Source organism: Erythrobacter sp. K21-9 (assembly GCF_055808355.1).
Map to the genome: position 1 here is coordinate 444,065 of NZ_CM147866.1, position 19,618 is coordinate 463,682.

Genomic DNA, 19,618 nt, shown 5'->3' on the forward strand with positions numbered 1-19,618 from the left:
GGCTGGCTCAGTCGCTAGCGAAGCCGTACCGGCAGGAAACGCGGAGGCTGACCGCGGCGCTGGATGCGCAGCAGGACCGCATCGCGGCCAGCGGCTTCGGCTGATGCGATAGCGCCGCGCAGGTCTTCGACGGTCGTCACTGCATTGTACTGCGCGGAAAGGATGATGTCGCCGCGGCGCAGGCCCTTGCGCGTCGGCATCCGAGTTCGGATCGACCTGGCCGATGACAAGGCCGGTTGTGCTTTCATCGACGCCCAGTGAGCGCGCGATACCCGGATTGATGGCGAGCACCTGGAGGCCGAGCTTTTCAGCGATCTCGGTGTCCATGTCCTCGGGGTCCATCGGTTCCTCGGATTCGGGATCGAAGGTCTGCTGGCTTTGCAGCAGTTCTTCGTCACTCGGGCGGCGACCCAAAGTCGCGTTGAGCGTAAGTTCGCGGCCATCGCGCAGGACCGAGATCGGGATGCTGGTCCCCGGCTCGAGATTGGCGACGAGGAAGGAGACCGTCTGCTCGGACGTAACCTCGTTGCCGTCGATCGCGGTCACGATATCGCCTGGACGCAGTCCTGCATTGTCGGCTGCGCTGTCATCCTGCACGTTCTGGATGATCTCTCCGCGATTGCGCGCCAGGCCGAGCGAGATCGGCCAGATCGTCGCTCATCGGTTCAAGGCCCACGCCGAGGAAACCGCGCTCGATTTCGAGCCCGTCCTTGAGCTGGTCCACGATCGGGGCTGCGATCTCGGAAGGAATGGCAAAGCCAATACCGACGCTGCCGCCCGAAGGTGAGAAGATGGCATTGTTGATGCCGATCACATTGCCCTGCATGTCGAATAGCGGGCCGCCGGAATTGCCGCGATTGATGCTGGCATCGGTCTGGATATAGCGGTCGTATGCGCCGCCCTGGCCGGTGTTGCGGTAAACGGCGGAGACGATCCCGCTGGTGACCGTTCCGCCAAGCCCGAAGGGGTTGCCGATTGCCACGACCCATTCACCGACGCGGGTCTGCGCCGAATCGCCGAACCGGACGAACGGGAATGTGCGCTGCGCATTGATTTTCAGCACTGCGAGGTCGGATTGCGGATCGGCACCGACCAGTTCCGCTTCGTATTCGGTACCGTCCGGCATCGTGACAGTGATTTCTTCAAGCGTCGCGCGGTTGTTTGGGGAGACGACGTGGTTGTTCGTGACCACGAAGCCATCGGCAGAAATGATAAAACCGCTGCCGAGCGATTGCGCCTCGCGGGTTTGCGGCTGCTGTCGTTCCTGCTGCTGCCCGCGGCGGCGATTGAACAGCTCTGCAAACGGTGTTCCCGCGAACGGGTTGCGGGTGACTTCGACGCGCTGGCGGGTGGCGATGTTGACGACAGCCGGCTGCAGCTGCTCGGTCAGGTCGGCGAAGCTCGCCGGTGCGCCTGCGCGCGGCACCACATTGCTCATCACACTGGAATCGTTCTGCGCGACCTGCGCTCCGGCAGGCTGACCGGTCATCAGCGACACCGCAGCACCGCCAACCAGCAGCGCACTCGTCAAACCATAAACATACCGCACGTTGTTCACGTCCTCTTATTCCTCTTAACAGGGCCGACAACGAACGAGCTTTGCCGCGCGTTCCGGCCTCAGGCTTCCATACACTTACGTGCCCACCATGCGCCTAGACGCACTTAACCGCGATTGAACACGGCTGTAATCGGTAGTCCGGTGTCAACGGTTCGTCGGACGCGGACCCTTAGATTGGCGCGCCCGAAAACTGATAACGAGCCTTAGCGTTGGCCCCGGAACTGACGCAGGTATTCGTTATCGGGCGACAGGATTATGGCGCTATCGCCGCGTCCCTCGCCCCTTGCAAAGCTCTGCTCATAGCTCTGCATGGCGCGGTAGAAGTCGTAGAAATTGCCATCCTTGCCAAAGGCTTCAGCAAAGATGCGGGCAGCTTCGGCGTCGGCTTCTGCACGGATAATCCGAGCATCGCGCGTGCCTTGTGCACGGATAGTGCGGGCTTCGCGTTCACGGTCCGATTCCATCCGCTGGAACGCGGATTCGAGCGGGCGGCCTTCGGGAAGGTCGGTGCGCTTGATCTGAACGTCGATCACTTCAGCACCGTATTGGCGGGCCTCGCGGTCGAGATTTGCGCGGACATTGGCCAAGGCGTTTCCGCGTTCGGCGGTCAGCATCGCGGCAAAGGTGCGGCGGCCAAGCTCCTGACGCAGCGCCGAGTTGAGGATCGGCTCGAGTGCAACCCGCACACCGTCAGTTGACCCGGCACGTTCGACCATGCGGATCGGATCGACGATGCGGAAGCGCGCATACGCGTTCACTAGCAGGCGCTGCTGGTCGTTCGAGAGCACTTCCTCATCGGTCATTTCGAGGTCGAGCACGCGCTTTTCGATCGTGCGCACCGATTCGAAGATCGGAACCCGGAAATACAGTCCGGCTTCGCTGTCGCCGCTCGGGGTGTTCACCGTGCGAACGGGTTCACCTGTGCGGACAACCACGACCTGCTCTTCTTCATTCACGACATAGGCGCTCATGAAAAAGCCGATCACGATGAGAGCGACCGCGATGACCGCCCAGCGATAATTGTTCCAGAGACTTTCCATGATTACTGCCCCTGCTGACTAAGTGTTGGCTGCGCGGTGATCTGCGCCGGCTGCGAACGGCGCCGCAGTTCAGGCAGCGGCAGGTACGGTGTCACGTTGTTCGCCTCGACAACGGTCTTGTCGGTTTGCGCGAGGACCCGCTCCATCGTTTCGTAATAGAGCCGCTGGCGGGTCACTCCCGGTGCCAGGCGATATTGTTCGTATACCTTGTCGAACGCTTCGGCTTCACCTTCTGCGCCCGCAATTGTCTGCTGGGCGTAACCGCGCGCCTGGTTGCGCGCGGCATCGGCGTTCTGTTCGGCGACCGACACGTCGCGGAAGGCGTCGACGACTTCGCTGGGCGGGTCGGCCTTGGCGATTTCGACACCCACGACCTGGATTCCGGCCTGATAGGCATCGAGTGTTTCCTGCATCCGCTCACGAACGTCTTGCTGGATTTCGGCGCGGCCAGCACCGGTAAAGGTCGCATCGAGCGTTTTCTCCGCGACAGAGGCGCGCATCGCGGCCTCGGCCACTTCGTTCACGGTCTCGATGGGTTCGGCGAGCTCGAACTTGAAATCAGCCAGGTCATTGATGCGCCAACGCACGATATAGCTGAGGTCGACGAGGTTCTGGTCTCCTGTCAGGATCAGCTTGGCGCGCTCACCGCTGGACGGAATGTTGACTGCCCGAACGCCCTCGACGTCTTCGATATCGATTGTTTCAATCGGCCACGGCGCTGTAAACTTCAGACCGGGTTCGACCGTGCGGCTGTAATTGCCCAGCGTTTTGACAACGCCGCGTTCGCCGGGCTGGATCAGATGGGTGCTTGAAAGAAACAGGCCGATCAGAGCGATCCCGACGATGATGATCGGAACGAGGCTGCGCCCGCCCGGTCCTTGCGGAAGGCGAAAATTCGGGCCTCCGGTGCCGCCGCCGCGGCGCGGTCCTTCGGGTCCGCGGTTCTTGAAAATGTCCTCGATGCTGGCCGACCGGCGCTTGCCGCTGCCAGAGCCGCCGCCCGGCAGCCACGGATTGCGCGGTCCATCAGAGCCGCCCTCGCCCGGCTTGTCTCCGGTGGGGCCATCACCGCCGACCCCGCCTTCGTTCTTGCCGCCGGAGCCACTGCCCCACGGGTTTTTCTTTCCAGCCATGGCAAGTCCCTGTCCGGCTGTGCCAAAGCGTGCTCTGAAACGATCAAAAATCTGCATACACCCCTTATAGGTATGCACTTCGGCGAAAAACAGGGGTTCTTGTTTGAAAAGAGGAGTGGGCTGGGCAATTTTGATGATAGAGGCTCGTCGCCATGACTGAGGATGAAAATCCAGAAGCCGCAGAAGCGCGCCTGCGCGCGGCAATGCCGGAGCAAATCGAGCGCCGCGCGCAGTCGGTCAGGCTATCGAATGGCCGAGCAATCGTGGTCGCCGATGCCGGCGATTTGCGCCCGGAAGAACGCGAGGTGCTCGAAGTCGCCTACAAGCAGGCGCTGGCACCGCTCGAAGGCGTCGATGAAGTGCGCGTAGCACTCGTCGCCGACCGCAAGCGCACCCGGATCATTGCGATCGGATCGGGCAAGGGCGGTGTGGGCAAATCGACCTTGACGACAAATATTGCCGTGGCTCTGGCGCGGCAAGGGCACAATGTCGGCGTAATCGACGGCGATATCTATGGCCCGTCGCAGCCCAAACTTCTCGCTACTGAAAACGCGAAGCCCGAGGCGAAGGGCGACACGCTGATCCCGCTGAAAAGCCCGCACGGCGTGAAGGTTTTGTCGATGGGACACCTTGTCGCGCCGGGCAAGGCGCTGGCGTGGCGTGGCCCGATGGCGGGCAAGGCACTCGCACAGCTTGTCGACGCCGATTGGGGCGACACCGACCTGCTGCTCATCGATCTCCCGCCGGGCACAGGCGATGTGCAGATATCGATGATGGCCGACAACAAGCCCGATGGCGCCGTGCTGGTCTCCACCCCTCAGGACCTTGCGCTGATCGATGCGGCGCGAGCGGGACAATTGTTCGAACAGGGCGAGGTTCCGATCATCGGTCTTGTCGAGAACATGGCCGGATATGAATGTCCGCATTGCGGCGAAGTGAGCGATCCGTTCGGGCAGGGCGGGGTCGAGAAATTTGCCAAGGCGCTCGACATCCCATTCCTGGGACGAGTGCCGCTGCGGCTGGAAACCCGTATCAGCGGAGATGCGGGCAATCCTCCTGCGGCAGCTGGAGGAGAAGGCGCGGCCCCTTTCGAGGCGATAGCGCAGCGAATTGCAGCCTGGCTGAGCGGCAGGGAAAACTAGGCGATGCAGGTTTCGCGGCGCGGAATATTGGCGGGAACGGCTGTGGGCGGCGGCTTGCTCGTCGCGTGGTACCTGCTTCCCCGTAGTTATCCCAATCCGCTCGATCCGGCGCCCGGCGAGCATGCATTCGACGCATGGCTGAAGATTGCCGAGGACGGCGTGGTCACGGTTGCCGTGCCGCAGCTCGAAATGGGGCAGGGGGTCACGACTTTGCTGCCGCAGATCGTCGCTGAGGAACTGGGCGCGGACTGGCGGCAGATCGCGATCGAGCCTGCGCCGATTTCCGCCGCCTATGCCAATATCCCGCTCGCGCGGCGGTGGATGGCGCTGTGGGATCCGCTCGGGGAGGGGTTGAGCGATGCCACCGATGCCATGATCGCCGAGCGCTTCAGCCGGGAGCGCCGTTTCAACGCGACCGCCGATGGGACATCGATAGAGGCTTTCGAGCTTCCCTGCCGCGAAGCCGCCGCCGCTGCGCGGGCCATGCTCGCGCAGGAGGCCGCGTCACGCTGGGATGTGTCATGGGAGGAGTGCCGGGTGGCGGACGGCATCGTTTCGCAAGGCGACAACCGAGCCACTTTCGGCGACCTTGCAGCTGGCGCAGCCGAACGCACGGCTCCCGATCCTCCGCCTCTGCGCCCCGAGGCGTCACAGGCCGGCAGTCCGCCCGATATCGCCGACGCGCCGCCTTTCTTTCCGCGCATCGACTTGCCCTCCAAGGTCGATGGCAGCCTCCAGTTTGCGAGCGACATTCGCCTGCCGGGCATGGTCTTTGCCGCGATCCGGCACGGACCCAATGACGGATCGGAACTGACCGGCTTCGATGCGGATGCTGCGGACGGCATCAGCGGCGTGGTCGGAGCTGTCAGATCACGCAGCTGGCTTGCAGTTGCGGCGACAACCTGGTGGAGCGCGGAAAAAGCGCTTGCCGCGATGAAGCCGCAATTCCGTGTCGCATATCCGGTCGGCAGCGCGCAGATCGCCGCCCGGCTCGATACGTCGGTCGATCGCGGCGCATCCTTCCGCATCGCCGAAACCGGCTTCGGTGAAGAGGCGATGACGCGCGTCGACATGGCGCGCCGGTACGAAGTCGAACCTGCGCCCGCCGCGCCGCTCGAAACGGCGAGCGCAGCGGCCCGCTATCAGGACGGACGACTTGAGCTGTGGATCGCGAGCCAGGCGCCCGAGCAGGCGCGCAAGGCAGCGGCAAAGGCGATTGGCGTGCCCGTTGAAGATGTGGCGCTTTATCCCATGCCCGCCGGGGGTAGCTTCGATGCGCGGCTCGAGCATGATCACGCTATCGAAATTGCCGTTATTGCCAAGGAACTGGGCCGCCCGGTCCAGCTGACCTGGCCGCGCCGCGACGAGATGATCGGGGCGCGCCCGCGCACCCCGGCTTACACGCTGATCGGGGCGCAATTTTCGCGAAGCGGCGATGCCTCGGTCGAAGCGCTGCGGATGCGCATCGCGTGCCCGCCGGCTGCCCACGAATTTGGCGAGAGGTTTTTCGGCAACCGTACCGCCGCCGCCGCCATTCGCGAAAGCGAGGGTAAAAAGGATCCGCTCGCCTGTGAAGGGGCGGTGCCGGTCTACCGTTTGCCGAGCGTCGTGGTCGAACACATTCCGGTCGAGATCGGTCTTCCGGTCGGGCGCGTGCGCGGCAACTCGCACAGCTACACCGCCTTCGCGATCGAGAGCTTCATCGACGAGATCGTGCAGGAAAACGGGCGCGAGCCGCTGTCCTACCGGATGGCGATGCTGGGCGACGATGTGCGCCTTGCCGCCTGTTTGCAAAGGGCTGCGCAAATGGCGGAGTGGGATGGCGGGAGAGACCAGAGCGGACAGGGCATTGCCTGCTACCGCATCGGCGATGCGGCCACTGGCGGGCGCATTGCGCGCGTGGCAACTGCGCGGCAGGGTGAAGGCGGCGTACGGGTCACTCGGCTGAGTGCGGCGGTCGATATTGGCCGGATCGTCAATCCGGACATTGCGCGCCAGCAGATCGAAGGCGGGCTGATTTTCGGGATCGGCATTGCGCTCGGCAACGCACTGCGGTTTCGCGCCGGGCTGCCGGAAAGCTTCGATTACGCTGACCTCGGCCTGCCCAGCCTGGAGGATTGTCCCGATATCGAGATCGATTTCATCCCGAGTTCCGCCGCTCCGGTACCGATCCAGGCGAGCTTGGCGCGGTCATCGCCCCGCCAGCGATTGCAAATGCGCTGTTTTCTGCGACAGGCTTGAGACTGCGGCGTCTGCCCCTACTTTCAGGCGGGTTATAATCCGGATTATCGGCCACAGCCTGGCGTCCGACCACAAGAGCGAAGGATAAACATCGCCTCCCGGGCGTTACCGAAACCATGACCTGGCAAAAGCAGCGCCTTCCAAGCGACCATCCGCCGGTCAAGAGCGGGTTCATCGGCGTCTTGCTGGTCAATCTCGGCACGCCCGACGGTCCCGATCCGGCTTCGGTCAAGCGCTACCTCAGGCAATTCCTCTCCGACCCGCGTGTGATCGAGATCCCCAAGCTTGCCTGGCAGCCGATCCTGCGCGGCATCATCCTCAACACACGTCCGCAAAAAAGCTCCGAGGCCTATACAAAGATATGGACGGCGCGCGGTTCGCCGCTCGCGGACATCACCGCGCAGCAGGCCGAAGCGATCGCGGACGACCTTGGTGAAAGCATCGTGGTCGATTACGCGATGCGCTATGGTTCACCCTCGATCGAGCAGCGTTTGACCGAACTGACCGAGAAGGGCTGCGACCGCATCCTGATCGCGCCAATGTATCCGCAATATTGTGCCGCCACGACCGCGACCGTGTTCGACGAGGTTGCACGCGTGCTGGGCGAAATGCGCTGGCAGCCCGCGCTACGGTTCGTGCCGCCCTATCACGACGATCCCGCCTATCTCGAGGCGCTGGCTGATGACCTCACCCGGCAGGTGGCCGGGCTGACTTTCAAGCCCGAAGTCATGCTGCTCTCGTTCCACGGAATGCCGCAGCGCACCCTCGAAAAGGGCGATCCGTATCACTGCCACTGTCACAAGACCGCGCGCCTGCTGCGCGAGCGGCTGGCCGAACGTCCTGAGTTTGCGGACGTGCGGTTCGAGACGACATTTCAATCGCGTTTCGGCCCCGCGCAGTGGCTTGAGCCTGCCACCGATGACACGTTGATTGCCGAAGGCGAAAAAGGGACCAAGCGCCTGATCGTGGCCGCGCCCGGCTTCGCTGCAGATTGTGTCGAAACGCTCGAGGAACTTGCGCTGGAAGGGCGCGATGAATTCCTGGAGGCGGGCGGACAGGATTATGCCGTGCTCGATTGCCTCAATGTCAGCGCGAGCGGCGTAAGAATGATCGATGCCCTGATCCGCCGCGAGCTTTCCGGGTGGATCTGAGCATTCGCGCTGGATTTGCGCGCGCCGCTTACTTACACTGAGGTTAGTTGTTAATCCGAACCTGATAACGGACACGTCATGGCCACCTTAGCAAAAGCCGATCCCGCTCCCCCGAAGCACTGGTCCGAGGGCGTGCCGTCCGATGATGACCTGGCACATATCCCCGGAGAGGGTGGTTGGCCGGTTGTCGGCAACACCTTCAAACAGTTGGCCGACCCGCACGGTTTTACCAACCGGATGGTCGAGACCTACGGCAAGGTCTACAAGACTTTCGCATTCGGCGGCTGGAATGTCGCGCTTATCGGCGCCGAAGCCAACGAGATGGTGCTGTTCAACCGGGACAAGATTTTCTCCAGCGAGCAGGGCTGGGGCCCTGTGCTCGACCAGTTGTTCCCGCGCGGGCTGATGCTCATGGATTTCGACCATCACCGGATCGATCGCCGTGCGCTTTCCATCGCGTTCAAGCCCGAACCGATGCGGCATTATTCGGGCGCGCTCAATCGCGGCATCGCCAAGGATGTGGCGAATTGGGAAGGGGCGATGGAATTCTATCCCGCGATTAAGAAACTGACGCTCGATCTCGCCGCAGACAGCTTCATCGGCATCCCATGGGGGCCGGAGGCGGACAAGATCAACGTCGCGTTTGTCGATATGGTGCAGGCATCGGTCGCACCGGTGCGCAAGCCATTGCCCTTCACCAAGATGAAGCGCGGGGTCGATGGCCGCAAATACCTCGTCGACTATTTCACTGCCGAAACGCACAAGCGGCGCGAGCAGGGCGGCGGGCAGGACATGTTCAGCCAGTTCGCGACCGCGACGCGCGAAGACGGATCATTGCTGCCGGTCGATGAAGTGGTCGATCACATGAATTTCCTGATGATGGCCGCGCATGACACGATCACCTCCAGCGCGACCTCGCTGATCTATCACCTCGCGAAGAACCCCGAATGGCAGGACAAGCTGCGCGAGGAGATCGTTGCGGTTACCGGCGGGCCGGACGGTTCAGGCACTCCGCGCGCGCTCGATTACGAAGACCTTGGTAAGCTCGAGCTGACCGAAATGGCGTTCAAGGAAGCGTTGCGGATGGTCCCTCCCGTGCCATCAATGCCGCGCCGTGCGCTCAAGAGCTTCGACTATGAAGGGTATCACATCCCCGCTGGCACGCATGTCGGGATCAACATTTACTGGACGCACCATTCCGAGGAATATTGGGACGATCCCTACACCTTCGACCCGATGCGCTTCACGCCGGAAAAGGTGAAGGCGCGGCACAAATACGCGTGGGTCCCCTTCGGCGGCGGTGCGCATATGTGTCTGGGGCTGCACTTCGCCTACATGCAGGTGAAGATCCTGCTCGCGCAAGTGCTCCAGCGTTACCGGATAGAAGTCGCCGAGGGCTATGATCCCGACTGGCAGGAATGGCCAATTCCGCAGCCCAAGGACGGGCTGAAAGTGGAGTTCAAGACTCTCTAGAAATCCCAGGCGATACCGTCTTTTTCCCAATCGCCGTAGCGGGTGGGAGAAATCTCGCGCGGTTCGTCCTTGAGCGGATCGACCGCCTTGGGCTGGGGCGGTGGTTCGTTGGTCCAGTGCGCTGGCTTCTGAAAGTTCCGCGCGGCATCTGATTTCTGTTTGGTCATGGCGGACTATCAACGCACATACTGGCGCTTGGTTTCAATGCTGGTATGGCGCATCCGCATATGGCCACAGCTCCTGGATTTCCCGCGCGCCGCGCCGCGCTCAAATTGCTCGATGCCGTCCTGCGCCGGGGCGAGACACTCGAACAGACCGAAAGCGCCGCGATGAAGGGGGTCGATGGCCCTGCCGACCGTGCGCTTGCCCGCGCGATTGCAGGTGAGACGCTTCGCTGGCTGACCGATCTCGACACCCTGATCGACAGCGCCACGAAGAAGCGTCTGCCAGATGATGCCAAGCCGCGCACCGTGCTGCGGATGATGCTCGCGCAGGCACTGCGGCTTGATACGCCGCCCCATGCGGTCATCGCGACCTGCCTGCCGCTGCTGAGCGGCGGTCCGCGCCGGCTGGCACACGGCGTCTTCTCGACTTTGATGAAGCGTGAGGTGTTGTTGCCTGAGGTGCCGATCCTGAACGACGCCGTGCTCGCGCGGTGGGGCAAGCGGGCTCTCGAGATTGCACCGGGCCTGATTGACCCGCCCGAGGTCGATCTCGCGCTCAAGGAGCATGATCAGACCGCCGCGCGCGCAACCGATATGGGCGGGACCAGCCTGACGCCGGGCCATGTGCGCCTGCCGCGCGGAACGCCCATCGAGCAGATGCCCAGTTATGACGAAGGCGCATGGTGGGTGCAGGACCTCGCCGCGCAATTGCCCGCGCGTCTACTGGGAGGGGGAGAGGGCAGGCGCGCGCTCGACCTGTGTGCAGCACCCGGCGGAAAGACGCTCGCGCTGGCGGCGAGCGGGTGGAACGTCACCGCGCTTGATATCAGCGGAAAGCGGCTGGAAATGCTGCGCGACAACCTGAAACGGACACAGCTGGAAGCCGAAGTCGTGAAAGCCAATGCGCTAACCTATCATCCGGCCAAGCGCTTCGATGCGATCCTGCTCGATGCGCCGTGCACCGCGACCGGGACATGCCGCCGGCACCCCGACGTGCTGCACCGGATCGGCCCGCGCGCAATCGGCGAAATGACGGAGGTCCAGCAATCGCTGATCCACCAAGCGGTGGAATGGCTGCCGAGCGGGGCAATGTTCGTTTACGCGGTTTGCTCGCTCGAGAGCGACGAGGGCGAGGACCAGGCGGCGTGGATTGGCGAAACCTTCGATCTGCAACAGGTGCCTGTAGCTGTCGATGAATTGCCCGCCGGTATCGAGCCGACGCCGGAAGGCTGGGTCCGCACGCATCCGGGTATGCTGCCCGACGATGGCGGGCTTGACGGGTTCTTTATTGCGCGCTGGCGAAAGCGCTAATCTGCATCCCAGCGCAGGGTGAGCACCGCGCATTCCTTGCCAAGCTGCTCAAGCGTGAAGCGGGCCTCTCCCTGGCCATCGGATGCTGTTGTCAGCTGAAACGGGGCGCCCAGTTCGACATAGCGATTGAGCTCCATCTCGCCGCCGGTCACCGAGATATCGCGATTACTCCGCAGCAGGCTCAGCGCTTGCCTTGCAGCCTCAATCATATGGACCGAATTGACGTGGTCGCCGGAGCCGCCAAGCATCGGGTTGGCCGGAGGCAGTCCATTTTCAGCCGTGATCAGGGCATCGAATGTCGCCAAGCCTGTCCCGCAGCCTTTGCTGACCAGCGGATGCTCGGTCGGTCCGATACCAAGTGCGCCGCGCGGCGCGAATGCGATTGAATGGCCAACCGAAGAGGCTTTTGCTTCGGATTTGGCCGAACCGCGCCATTCTTCGAAATTGCGGTTGCGGAAGACAACCCCGCGTCCGCGCATCCGGACAATCTGGCGGTCGGCCCGGTCGAAAAGCACGATTACGTAACGCTCGCCATCACCCGCTCTTTCGCGCGCGTAGACACCGCGGACCGCATCTCCGACTTCCGCTTTGCCGCAGGTCCAATCGGTCCAGGTCAGGGCAGACCATTGGCCATCCTCCATCCCGCCCAGAGCCATGATGGCGCCTACGCTTGTCCAGAAGTTCTGAGCCTGGATCACGACTGGGTGGTGCGGCCCTAGCGCCAGCCAGGGCCATTCGGATGTATCGGTCGAACACTCGAACGCCACCGATCCATCAGCGTTGACCGTGTGGCCGAATGCATACGAGCGGGAAAATTGCCGGGCCATCTCTCCTCCCGTAATGGCAAACCGCCGCTAGGCCTTCACCTTGTTCTGAAAGCTCTTTCTGAGCTTCATCAATTTGGGCGGGATCACTGCGAGGCAATAGGGGTTTCGCTGGCCTTCGCCTTCCCAGTATTCCTGGTGATAGCCCTCTGCCGGATACCATTCCTTGCCCTGCGCGCCGCCATCGAGACCCTCAATGGTCGTGACGGCCATTTTGCCATTCTCGGCATTCCAGCGCCCGATAGCCGCTTCGGCCTCTCGAGCCTGCTCGTCCGAGAGCGGGAATATCGCCGAGCGGTACTGCGCGCCGACATCGCCGCCCTGGCGATTGAGCTGGGTCGGATCGTGCGCGCCGAGAAACACATCGTAGATTTCGGGCAACGAAATCGTTTCCGGATCGAAGGACACCCGGATCGCTTCGGCATGGCCGGTCTTGCCGGTGCACACTTCCTTGTAGGTAGGGTTCGCGGTCTCCCCGCCGATATAGCCGCTTTCGACCTCGCTCACGCCCACGACATCGCGGAAAACCGCTTCGGTGCACCAGAAGCACCCACCTGCTATAATCGCCTGTTCCATGGCTCTCGATCTCCTTTATTCGATGAAGGACATAGGAGGGCGGACCAGTATTGCCAGTGCAGTGCGCGCAGACCTTGTCATAAATTCCCACCTGCGTAAGGAATGCGGCACAGAGTTTTGAAGAAGAGAGGACCCCCCGTAATGAAACCGCTCAATCTTGCCTCGCTCGCCGCAATTGCCGGTGTTGCCACATTCTCCCTGTCCACTCCGGTGATCGCCGATGATCACGTTGCTGGCGCACCGACACTCGAAGAAGTGCTCGCGCATGAACGCCGCGATAATGATCGTGCGCGCGACCAGTATCGCCATCCGGCAGAAACGCTCGCTTTCTTCCAGATCGAACCGACAATGACCGTTGCCGAATATGGCCCCGGCGGTGCGTGGTACACCCGCGCGCTTGCACCTTGGATCATGCCGCAGGGCGAATATATCGCCTTCAACGGCGACAGCGACGCGCGCACCTACAACAACCGCGCACAGGAAGCGCGCGCCAAAGGCTGGACCGAGCGCTTCAAGTCCGGTGTTGCCGAGGCGATGGGCGTCGAGGCCGATGCCGTGACGGCGTTCGAAACCGACGAGATGCCCGACGAAGTGGCGGGCACTGTCGACCGGGTCGTGATCTTCCGCTCGATGCACGGCCTCAATATCGGCAACAGCGCCGATGACGTGCTGAAGGCGGCTCGCACAATGCTCAAGGACGACGGTATGGTTGGCGTCGTTCAGCACCGCGCGCCTGAAGGGGCGAGCTATGACGATTACGGCGCACGCCAGCGGGGCTATATGCGCCAGCAGGACGTCGTGAACATCTTCGAGGCGAACGGCTTCGAACTTGTCGCCGAAAGCGAGATCAACGCCAACCCCAATGACCCGGCCAATTGGGAAAACGGCGTGTGGACCCTGCCGCCAGTGCTCGCGACTGGTGCCGACGATCAGCGCCGCGACGAATACCTCGCCATCGGGGAAAGCGACCGCATGACGCTGCTGTTCAAGAAGGCAGATTGAACGACCTAAACAATTGAAAATCAAGGGCACGGCGGATGGATGATACAGAGTATCATTCATCCGCCGTTCATTGTACGGCACCGAAACGGTAGGCCTCAACGGGGCCGCACAGGGGCTCCCGAAAAGGAGGTCCTCATGTCCCGCTTCATGCCGCCCATCGTGATCGCATCGTGCATTCTCTTGACCGCCTGCGGCGGCAGGCAAGACGAGGTGCGCGGGGTCGATCGCAGCGAAACGCTTTTGTCGGTCAGCGCCACGGGAGAAGCCGACATGCGCCCGGACGAGGCCCGCTTTCAGGCTGGCGTGCAGAACTGGTCGCGCAGCGCGCAATCGGCCTCGAGCGAAACCGCTGAGGACATTGCCGAGATCGTCACCGCCCTGAAAGAGCTTGGCGTAGCTGAAGACGACATTCAGACTAGCACCGTCAGTGTCCGGCGGATCAACTGGGGCGACCGGCGCGGGCAATTCCAAGCATACAATACCGTGGCTGTCCGGGTGCGCGATATCGAGCAGGCGGGTGCTGCAGTGACCGCCGCGACCAGTGTCGGCGCAAATATCGTTTCCGGCCCTGACCTGCGCCTCTCCGACCCGGAGGCTGCTGCCAACACCGCTTATGCCGCTGCCTACGAAAACGCCCGCAAGCGCGCGGAAGCATATGCCGAGGCTGCCGGGATGGAGATTTCGCGAGTGCTGTATATCCGCGACGGAGGTGGATCGCAGGGTAACCGCTATTTCGCCGGCGCGCAGGCAACCGCGATGGATGCGATGGTGCGCACCCGCCCCGTTGCTCCGCCGCCCCCGCCGACGGCTGACGCAGTGCCGGAGATGCTGGACCAATCCGCCAATGCAGCCAGCATCATGCCGGGCCAGACAACGAGCGCGGTTACGGTGCAAGTGGACTTCGCGCTACGAGAGAAGTAACCGCGCCTGCATGAGCACGATTACCCTCGCCGCCCTTCAGCTAGCCCTCTCCCATAAGGACGAGGCGGAAAATATTGCCGCAGTGTCGCGGCTGGTCGAGCAGGCCGCCGACAAGGGTGCAAAGCTGATTCTGCCGCCCGAGCTGTTTTCCGGGCCGTATTTCTGCCGCGAGGAGGACGAGGCGCTGTTCGCGCTTGCTCGTCCGACAACCGAGCATCCCAGTGTCACCGCGATGCAGGCGCTCGCGGCCAAGCTGAAGGTCGCGATCCCGACGAGCTTCTTCGAGCGCGACGGGCATCACTACTACAATACGCTCGCCATGATCGGCCCCGATGGCGAGATCATGGGCACATACCGCAAGAGCCATATCCCCGATGGGCCGGGTTATGAGGAGAAGTTCTATTTCCGACCGGGCAATGACGGGTTCAAGGTGTGGGACGTGCCAGGCGATCAAGGGGCGCCCGTCCGCATCGGTGTCGGCATTTGCTGGGACCAGTGGTATCCCGAATGCGCGCGGGTCATGGCGCTGAAGGGCGCAGAAGTGCTGCTGTATCCCACCGCAATTGGATCCGAGCCTTACGACGCCGATCTCGACACCAGCCGCATGTGGCGCCGCGCGATGATCGGGCACGCCGTATCCAACTGCATGCCGGTGGTAGCCAGCAACCGCATCGGCGCGGAGGGAGATGACGGCGAGCAGAGCTTTTACGGCCATTCCTTCATCTGCGACGAGTGGGGTGATATCACCGAAGAGTTCGGCGCTGAGCAAAGCGGCGCCCTTGTCACCACGCTCGATCTCGCCCGCGCGGCCACGCATCGCGCAGGAATGGGCTTTTTCCGTGATCGCCGCCCGCAACTTTACGTACCGGATTGCGCAAGACATTTGAGCAGCACCTACCTTGTCGCGCTCGGATCGAACCGGCGGCACCCTCTCTATGGGCGCCCGCGCGAGGTCGTGCGAGCAGCGATGGAGGAGCTCGCCGCGCTCGGGACAGTCAGCGACCGGTCGCAAATTATCGCCAGCGCGCCAATGGGGCCCGCGCAGCGCCGCTTCGCAAACGCGGCAATATTGCTCGAAAGCGAATACAATCCGCCCGCGCTTCTGAGCGCTCTGAAGCGTATGGAGCGCGAGTTTGGGCGGCGCACAGCACGGCGCTGGGGCGACCGGGTTCTGGACCTCGACATCGTCCTGTGGAGCGGCGGAGTGTGGGAGGACCGCAGGCTTACCATCCCGCACCGCTACATGCGCAATCGCGCGTTTGTGCTCGGCCCGGCAAGCGCGATTGCACGGGGCTGGCGCCATCCGATTTCCAATTTGTCGCTCGCCCACCTCAATGCACGCTTGACCAGTCCGCGCGCGCTCCTTAGGTGAGCGCTCCGTTCGGCACGCATCGCGCAGCGCCGAATGCCCGTGGGGGCCCTTAGCTCAGTCGGTAGAGCAACTGACTTTTAATCAGTAGGTCGCTGGTTCGAACCCAGCAGGGCTCACCACCTTTTTGAGCGCTTTGGTTCCCGCGCTGCTGCATCGGCGGTTAGCGCCTCAAGCCGCGGCAATCTCTCCGCGCTGGTCCAGCCATTCCGCCAGTTTCACGCCGAAGGTGATGAGAAACGGTACGAGCACAAGGCTCAGCGTAACTTTAGCCAGCACTTGTCCGATTAGGAGATTCGTGATGTCGAACTCGCCGTAAAAGGCGAGCGTGACGAAAATGATCGAATCGAGCGCCTGGCTCAGCGCAGACGCTATGGCGCCCCGGATCATCAGGCCGATCGTCGTCGCCTCCCCGCCGCCGCGCAGGCGCGAGAATATCCAGACATTCAGCAGCAGCGAGGTGATATAGGCCGCGGGACCCGCCATGAGGATGCGAGGCGTTTGCCCAAGGACGGTTTCGAACGCTGCCAGGTCGGTCGCGCGGAACTCCAGCATCTCAGGCGAAGCCGGCAGCGACAACACGAGATAAATCAGCGCCGCCGAAAGCGCGAGCGGGATAAACCCGATCCAGATCAGGCGATTGGCGAGCTTCTGGCCGTAAAGCTGCGCGACCGTGCTCGTAATCACCACCAGCATCAGGAAGGGGAATATCCCCGCCTCGACCGCAAGCTCGGACGGCCACAATTGCACCTGTTTGAAGGCAACCACCCCGGCGAGCACGGTCATCCCGCCATACAGGATGATGTATACGAACAGCGCCATCGGCGTGGCCATGGCGCGCGCCGCATTGGGGCCAGAGGCCTGCGTTTGGGAATTGGTATCGCTCATGCTCGTGGGCGTAAGGTGCCCGCTTGCAAAAAGGAAGCCAGCACACTGCGGCTTTCACCCGGTTGTACTGCCTGGCTAGGGACAGAGGCGGTTTGGGAGTTGCGCTACCATCTGCAAAATGCCACCCCGGCCCAATCGCGCCGCGTCCACGGCGCTCGGGATCGATCTAGACTTACTATCCGGGGGCACCAATAGCCGTGAGCGACAGTATCACGTCCAACCTGTTCAGCCTGCTTGGCATCGTCGCCATTCTTGGCGTCGCCTTCCTTCTCTCGTCAGGCAAAAGCCGGATCAGGCTGCGCGTCGTGACGGCGGCCTTTGCGCTGCAGGCCTTCATGGCGCTGCTGGTTTTGCGAACGGACTTCGGGGTCGCAACGATCCAGGCGCTGTCTAACGGCGTGATCGCGCTGCTCGATTATTCCAAGGTCGGGATCGAAGCGGTGTTTGGGCCGATGGACACCAACCCCTTCACCAACACTTTCGTGATCGCGGCGCTTCCGGTTATCGTGTTCTTCGCGGCGATCGTGTCGATCCTCTATCACCTCGGCATCATGCAGCGATTGGTGCGCTGGGTCGGTGGAGCAATCGGCTGGATCACCGGGATCAGCAAGGTCGAAGCGCTGGGCAGCGCGGCAAATATCTTCGTGGGTCAGTCGGAAAGCCCACTGGTCGTGCGCCCTTATCTGGCATCGCTTTCGCCGGCGCGGCTGTTCACTCTGATGACGGTCGGCATGGCCGGGGTCGCGGGCACGATCCTTGCCGCCTATGCGAGCTTCATCGGGTCGGAAGCGGTTCCGTTCCTGCTGGCCGCCGCGTTCATGTCGGCGCCGGGCGGTATCCTGATGGCGAAGATCATCATGCCGGACGAGGAAGAGGTCTCACACGAAGCGAGCGTGGCAAAAATGGCCGCGGCGCAGGCGCGCGGGGGATCCACTGTCCCTGCGCAGGCGACGCGGGTGACCATGTATGACGAGAACGGCGACGAAATCGAACTGCCGCAATCGCGTATTTCCGGAGAAGGCCCTGCTGCCATTGTCGAAGGCGGAAAGCCTGCCGAGGTCGAGATGGCCGAGACTTTCGAAGAAGGGCAGCGCCCCGCCAACATTATCGAAGCGGCGGCGCAAGGCACGCAAACAGGCGTGAAACTGGCCGTCGCGGTTGGGGCGATGGTGATGGTGTTTGTCGCGCTGGTGGCGCTGGCCAATGGGATGCTCGGCGGGCTTGGCTCGGGCCTTGTCGCGCTTGCGGCAGGCACAGGAGTTCCCTTCGGCGAGGAAACCGCGACGTGGCTCAGCACGATCAGTTTCCAGAAGCTGCTCGGATACCTGTTTGCGCCCGTCATGTTCCTGATCGGAATCTCGGACTGGGATCAAGCGCAGATCGCAGGCGGATTGTTCGGGACCAAGATCGTGCTCAACGAATTCGTCGCATTCATCGATCTGGGCGCGATGACCGGGAATGAATTGACGGAGCGCAGCCGCGCGATCGTCACGTTCGCATTATGCGGCTTTGCCAACTTCTCCTCGATCGCGATCCAGATGGCGGTGACCGGCGGGCTCGCGCCGAACCAGCGCCCCGTGATCGCGCGCCTGGGGCTGAAGGCGCTCGCCGCAGGGAGCCTCGCCAATCTGATGAGCGCGGCGCTGGCGAGCATTTTCCTGCCCCTGTAGGGCGGAGCGAAAGCACCCTCTTGGCAGGATCGCGCTGGCGGGTGTAAAGCCGCACCCATGAGTGAAGTTACAAATGCAACCACCACCCGCTCTACAGCGGGCATCGCCAGCGTCTCGCTTGCCCAGCCATCGGAAGATATTGCCGATGAGCTTGGGAAAAGCTTTGCCGAATACGGTTTCGCAATCGTGCGCGATCACGGCATTCCCCGCGACCTGATTGCCCGCGCCGAAGCCAAGTCGAAGGAATTCTTCGCGCTGCCTGATGCCGTGAAGCGCTCGTACAAGATCGAAGGCGGAGGCGGAGCGCGCGGATACACGCCGTTCGGCACTGAAAAGGCCAAGGATGCCGAAATCTTCGACCTGAAGGAATTCTGGCATGTCGGTACCGCTCGCTAGGCGATGGTCATGAGCTTTCGGAATACATGGCTCCGAACATCTGGCCCGAGGAAGTCCGTAGCTTCAAGGACACTTTCACCGAATTGTTCGGCGCATTCGACGAAGCCGGCCTGCGCGTGCTCGAAGCCATAGCCCTGCATCTCGGGCTTGAGCGCAATTTCTTTGCACCGACGGTCGAGGACGGGAATTCGGTGATGCGCCTGCTGCATTATCCGCCGCTCGGTCCCGAAGCCCCCGAAGGCGCAATCCGCGCAGCCGCGCACGGCGATATCAACACGATTACGCTGCTGCTCGGCGCAGAGGAAGCCGGGCTGGAACTGCTCAGCAAGACAGGTGAGTGGCTGTCGGTCGACGTGCCCGAAGGCGCTCTAGTCATCAATGTCGGCGACATGCTCGAGCGGCTGACCGGCGGGGTATTGCGCTCAACCACGCACCGCGTGGTCAATCCCAGCGGAGAGGCGGCGCGGCGCTCGCGCTATTCGATGCCGTTCTTTCTTCATTTCCGGCCCGACTACCTGATCGAACCGCTGCCGGGCTGTGTCGACGAAAATTCGGGCGAACCCCTGCCAGAACCGATCACTTCGCACGATTTCCTCCTGCAGCGCCTGCGCGAGATCAACCTGGCCTGACGCTCGGGGATTCGCACCGCTGATGCGGGGAATCCCGGTGTGTTTGTGAGAATCTCAGAGGCCGCAAAATACAATATTCTCGTGGCTTGGTTGCAACACTGGACCGCGAATCGGCTGGATTCCGTGCCTT

At 62.6% G+C, this 19,618-nt stretch carries 15 protein-coding genes, 1 tRNA gene and 3 pseudogenes; 12 read left to right on the plus strand and 7 right to left on the minus strand.

From position 1 onward, the window contains the following. Window positions 1–14: 14 nt before the first annotated feature. From AC0L39_RS02335 to hflK, 3 genes and pseudogenes are all read right to left on the minus strand, one after another. A pseudogene (locus tag AC0L39_RS02335) lies at window positions 15–1,549 on the minus strand (Do family serine endopeptidase). A 212-nt stretch (window positions 1,550–1,761) separates the two neighbouring features. Beyond that, complete coding sequence (hflC, locus tag AC0L39_RS02340; RefSeq protein ID WP_473260440.1) at window positions 1,762–2,598, minus strand: protease modulator HflC; 837 nt, start codon at window positions 2,596–2,598, stop codon at window positions 1,762–1,764. Window positions 2,599–2,600: 2 nt separating this feature from the next. Beyond that, window positions 2,601–3,731 carry a protease modulator HflK gene (gene hflK, locus AC0L39_RS02345; protein ID WP_473260442.1) on the minus strand — a complete coding sequence of 377 codons (1,131 nt, stop codon included), beginning with the start codon at window positions 3,729–3,731 and terminating at the stop codon, window positions 2,601–2,603. A gap of 152 nt (window positions 3,732–3,883) precedes the next feature. Between hflK and AC0L39_RS02350 the strand changes: the two genes are divergently transcribed. From AC0L39_RS02350 to AC0L39_RS02365, 4 genes are all read left to right on the plus strand, one after another. Further along, a complete protein-coding gene (locus AC0L39_RS02350) occupies window positions 3,884–4,873 on the plus strand; it encodes an Mrp/NBP35 family ATP-binding protein (protein WP_473260444.1) in 990 nt (329 codons plus the stop codon). A gap of 3 nt (window positions 4,874–4,876) precedes the next feature. Next, on the plus strand, window positions 4,877–7,114 hold the full coding sequence (locus AC0L39_RS02355; RefSeq protein ID WP_473260446.1) for a xanthine dehydrogenase family protein molybdopterin-binding subunit: 2,238 nt from the start codon (window positions 4,877–4,879) through the stop codon (window positions 7,112–7,114). A 116-nt stretch (window positions 7,115–7,230) separates the two neighbouring features. Then, window positions 7,231–8,265, plus strand: a complete 1,035-nt coding sequence (gene hemH / locus AC0L39_RS02360; protein ID WP_473260447.1) for a ferrochelatase — start codon at window positions 7,231–7,233, stop codon at window positions 8,263–8,265. Between the two features lie 78 nt (window positions 8,266–8,343). Continuing rightward, a complete protein-coding gene (locus AC0L39_RS02365; RefSeq protein WP_473260449.1) occupies window positions 8,344–9,738 on the plus strand; it encodes a cytochrome P450 in 1,395 nt (464 codons plus the stop codon). Here AC0L39_RS02365 and AC0L39_RS02370 read toward each other — a convergent pair. Continuing rightward, window positions 9,735–9,905 (minus strand): DUF1674 domain-containing protein, encoded by a 171-nt coding sequence (locus tag AC0L39_RS02370; protein ID WP_473260451.1) that lies wholly within the window; start codon window positions 9,903–9,905, stop codon window positions 9,735–9,737. The two genes, AC0L39_RS02365 and AC0L39_RS02370, sit on opposite strands and share 4 nt — an antisense overlap. Window positions 9,906–9,965: 60 nt before the next feature. Here AC0L39_RS02370 and AC0L39_RS02375 point away from each other — a divergent pair, with 60 nt between their 5' ends. Beyond that, window positions 9,966–11,213: an RsmB/NOP family class I SAM-dependent RNA methyltransferase gene (locus tag AC0L39_RS02375; RefSeq protein ID WP_473260453.1), complete on the plus strand. Its 1,248-nt coding sequence runs from the start codon at window positions 9,966–9,968 to the stop codon at window positions 11,211–11,213. Here the strand turns inward: AC0L39_RS02375 and AC0L39_RS02380 are convergent. After that, window positions 11,210–12,040: a hypothetical protein gene (locus AC0L39_RS02380; protein ID WP_473260455.1), complete on the minus strand. Its 831-nt coding sequence runs from the start codon at window positions 12,038–12,040 to the stop codon at window positions 11,210–11,212. The two genes, AC0L39_RS02375 and AC0L39_RS02380, sit on opposite strands and share 4 nt — an antisense overlap. A gap of 27 nt (window positions 12,041–12,067) precedes the next feature. Beyond that, window positions 12,068–12,613 (minus strand): peptide-methionine (S)-S-oxide reductase MsrA, encoded by a 546-nt coding sequence (gene msrA, locus AC0L39_RS02385; RefSeq protein WP_473260456.1) that lies wholly within the window; start codon window positions 12,611–12,613, stop codon window positions 12,068–12,070. Window positions 12,614–12,754: 141 nt separating this feature from the next. On the opposite strand from msrA, the gene AC0L39_RS02390 reads away from it, so the two are divergent. The 5 genes and pseudogenes from AC0L39_RS02390 to AC0L39_RS02410 all read left to right on the plus strand — a co-directional run bounded on the left by AC0L39_RS02390 (window position 12,755) and on the right by AC0L39_RS02410 (window position 16,027). After that, window positions 12,755–13,615 (plus strand): class I SAM-dependent methyltransferase, encoded by an 861-nt coding sequence (locus AC0L39_RS02390; RefSeq protein WP_473260457.1) that lies wholly within the window; start codon window positions 12,755–12,757, stop codon window positions 13,613–13,615. 135 nt (window positions 13,616–13,750) lie between these two features. Continuing rightward, the gene (locus tag AC0L39_RS02395; RefSeq protein ID WP_473260458.1) at window positions 13,751–14,536 is read left to right on the plus strand and encodes an SIMPL domain-containing protein; all 786 of its coding nucleotides are present in this window, start codon (window positions 13,751–13,753) and stop codon (window positions 14,534–14,536) included. 10 nt (window positions 14,537–14,546) lie between these two features. Then, window positions 14,547–15,423, plus strand: a pseudogene (gene aguB, locus AC0L39_RS02400) (N-carbamoylputrescine amidase). A gap of 68 nt (window positions 15,424–15,491) precedes the next feature. Beyond that, window positions 15,492–15,908 (plus strand): 2-amino-4-hydroxy-6-hydroxymethyldihydropteridine diphosphokinase, encoded by a 417-nt coding sequence (folK, locus tag AC0L39_RS02405; protein WP_473262470.1) that lies wholly within the window; start codon window positions 15,492–15,494, stop codon window positions 15,906–15,908. 43 nt (window positions 15,909–15,951) lie between these two features. Beyond that, a tRNA-Lys gene (locus AC0L39_RS02410) sits at window positions 15,952–16,027 on the plus strand. A 49-nt stretch (window positions 16,028–16,076) separates the two neighbouring features. On the opposite strand, the gene AC0L39_RS02415 is transcribed toward AC0L39_RS02410, so the two are convergent. Beyond that, on the minus strand, window positions 16,077–16,793 hold the full coding sequence (locus AC0L39_RS02415) for a queuosine precursor transporter (protein WP_473260460.1): 717 nt from the start codon (window positions 16,791–16,793) through the stop codon (window positions 16,077–16,079). A gap of 197 nt (window positions 16,794–16,990) precedes the next feature. Between AC0L39_RS02415 and AC0L39_RS02420 the strand changes: the two genes are divergently transcribed. Together AC0L39_RS02420 and AC0L39_RS02425 are read left to right on the plus strand one after the other, a co-directional pair. Next, window positions 16,991–18,463 carry a NupC/NupG family nucleoside CNT transporter gene (locus AC0L39_RS02420; RefSeq protein ID WP_473260461.1) on the plus strand — a complete coding sequence of 491 codons (1,473 nt, stop codon included), beginning with the start codon at window positions 16,991–16,993 and terminating at the stop codon, window positions 18,461–18,463. A gap of 57 nt (window positions 18,464–18,520) precedes the next feature. Further along, window positions 18,521–19,488, plus strand: a pseudogene (locus AC0L39_RS02425) (isopenicillin N synthase family dioxygenase). The last annotated feature ends 130 nt before the right edge of the window (window positions 19,489–19,618 follow it).

Coding starts and splice junctions, on each gene's coding strand:
- hflC (WP_473260440.1), bottom strand. CDS start 2,598: ATGGAAAGTCTCTGGAACAATTATCGCTGGGCGGTCATCGCGGTCGCT.
- hflK (WP_473260442.1), bottom strand. CDS start 3,731: ATGGCTGGAAAGAAAAACCCGTGGGGCAGTGGCTCCGGCGGCAAGAAC.
- AC0L39_RS02350 (WP_473260444.1), top strand. CDS start 3,884: ATGACTGAGGATGAAAATCCAGAAGCCGCAGAAGCGCGCCTGCGCGCG.
- AC0L39_RS02355 (WP_473260446.1), top strand. CDS start 4,877: ATGCAGGTTTCGCGGCGCGGAATATTGGCGGGAACGGCTGTGGGCGGC.
- hemH (WP_473260447.1), top strand. CDS start 7,231: ATGACCTGGCAAAAGCAGCGCCTTCCAAGCGACCATCCGCCGGTCAAG.
- AC0L39_RS02365 (WP_473260449.1), top strand. CDS start 8,344: ATGGCCACCTTAGCAAAAGCCGATCCCGCTCCCCCGAAGCACTGGTCC.
- AC0L39_RS02370 (WP_473260451.1), bottom strand. CDS start 9,905: ATGACCAAACAGAAATCAGATGCCGCGCGGAACTTTCAGAAGCCAGCG.
- AC0L39_RS02375 (WP_473260453.1), top strand. CDS start 9,966: ATGGCCACAGCTCCTGGATTTCCCGCGCGCCGCGCCGCGCTCAAATTG.
- AC0L39_RS02380 (WP_473260455.1), bottom strand. CDS start 12,040: ATGGCCCGGCAATTTTCCCGCTCGTATGCATTCGGCCACACGGTCAAC.
- msrA (WP_473260456.1), bottom strand. CDS start 12,613: ATGGAACAGGCGATTATAGCAGGTGGGTGCTTCTGGTGCACCGAAGCG.
- AC0L39_RS02390 (WP_473260457.1), top strand. CDS start 12,755: ATGAAACCGCTCAATCTTGCCTCGCTCGCCGCAATTGCCGGTGTTGCC.
- AC0L39_RS02395 (WP_473260458.1), top strand. CDS start 13,751: ATGTCCCGCTTCATGCCGCCCATCGTGATCGCATCGTGCATTCTCTTG.
- AC0L39_RS02415 (WP_473260460.1), bottom strand. CDS start 16,793: ATGAGCGATACCAATTCCCAAACGCAGGCCTCTGGCCCCAATGCGGCG.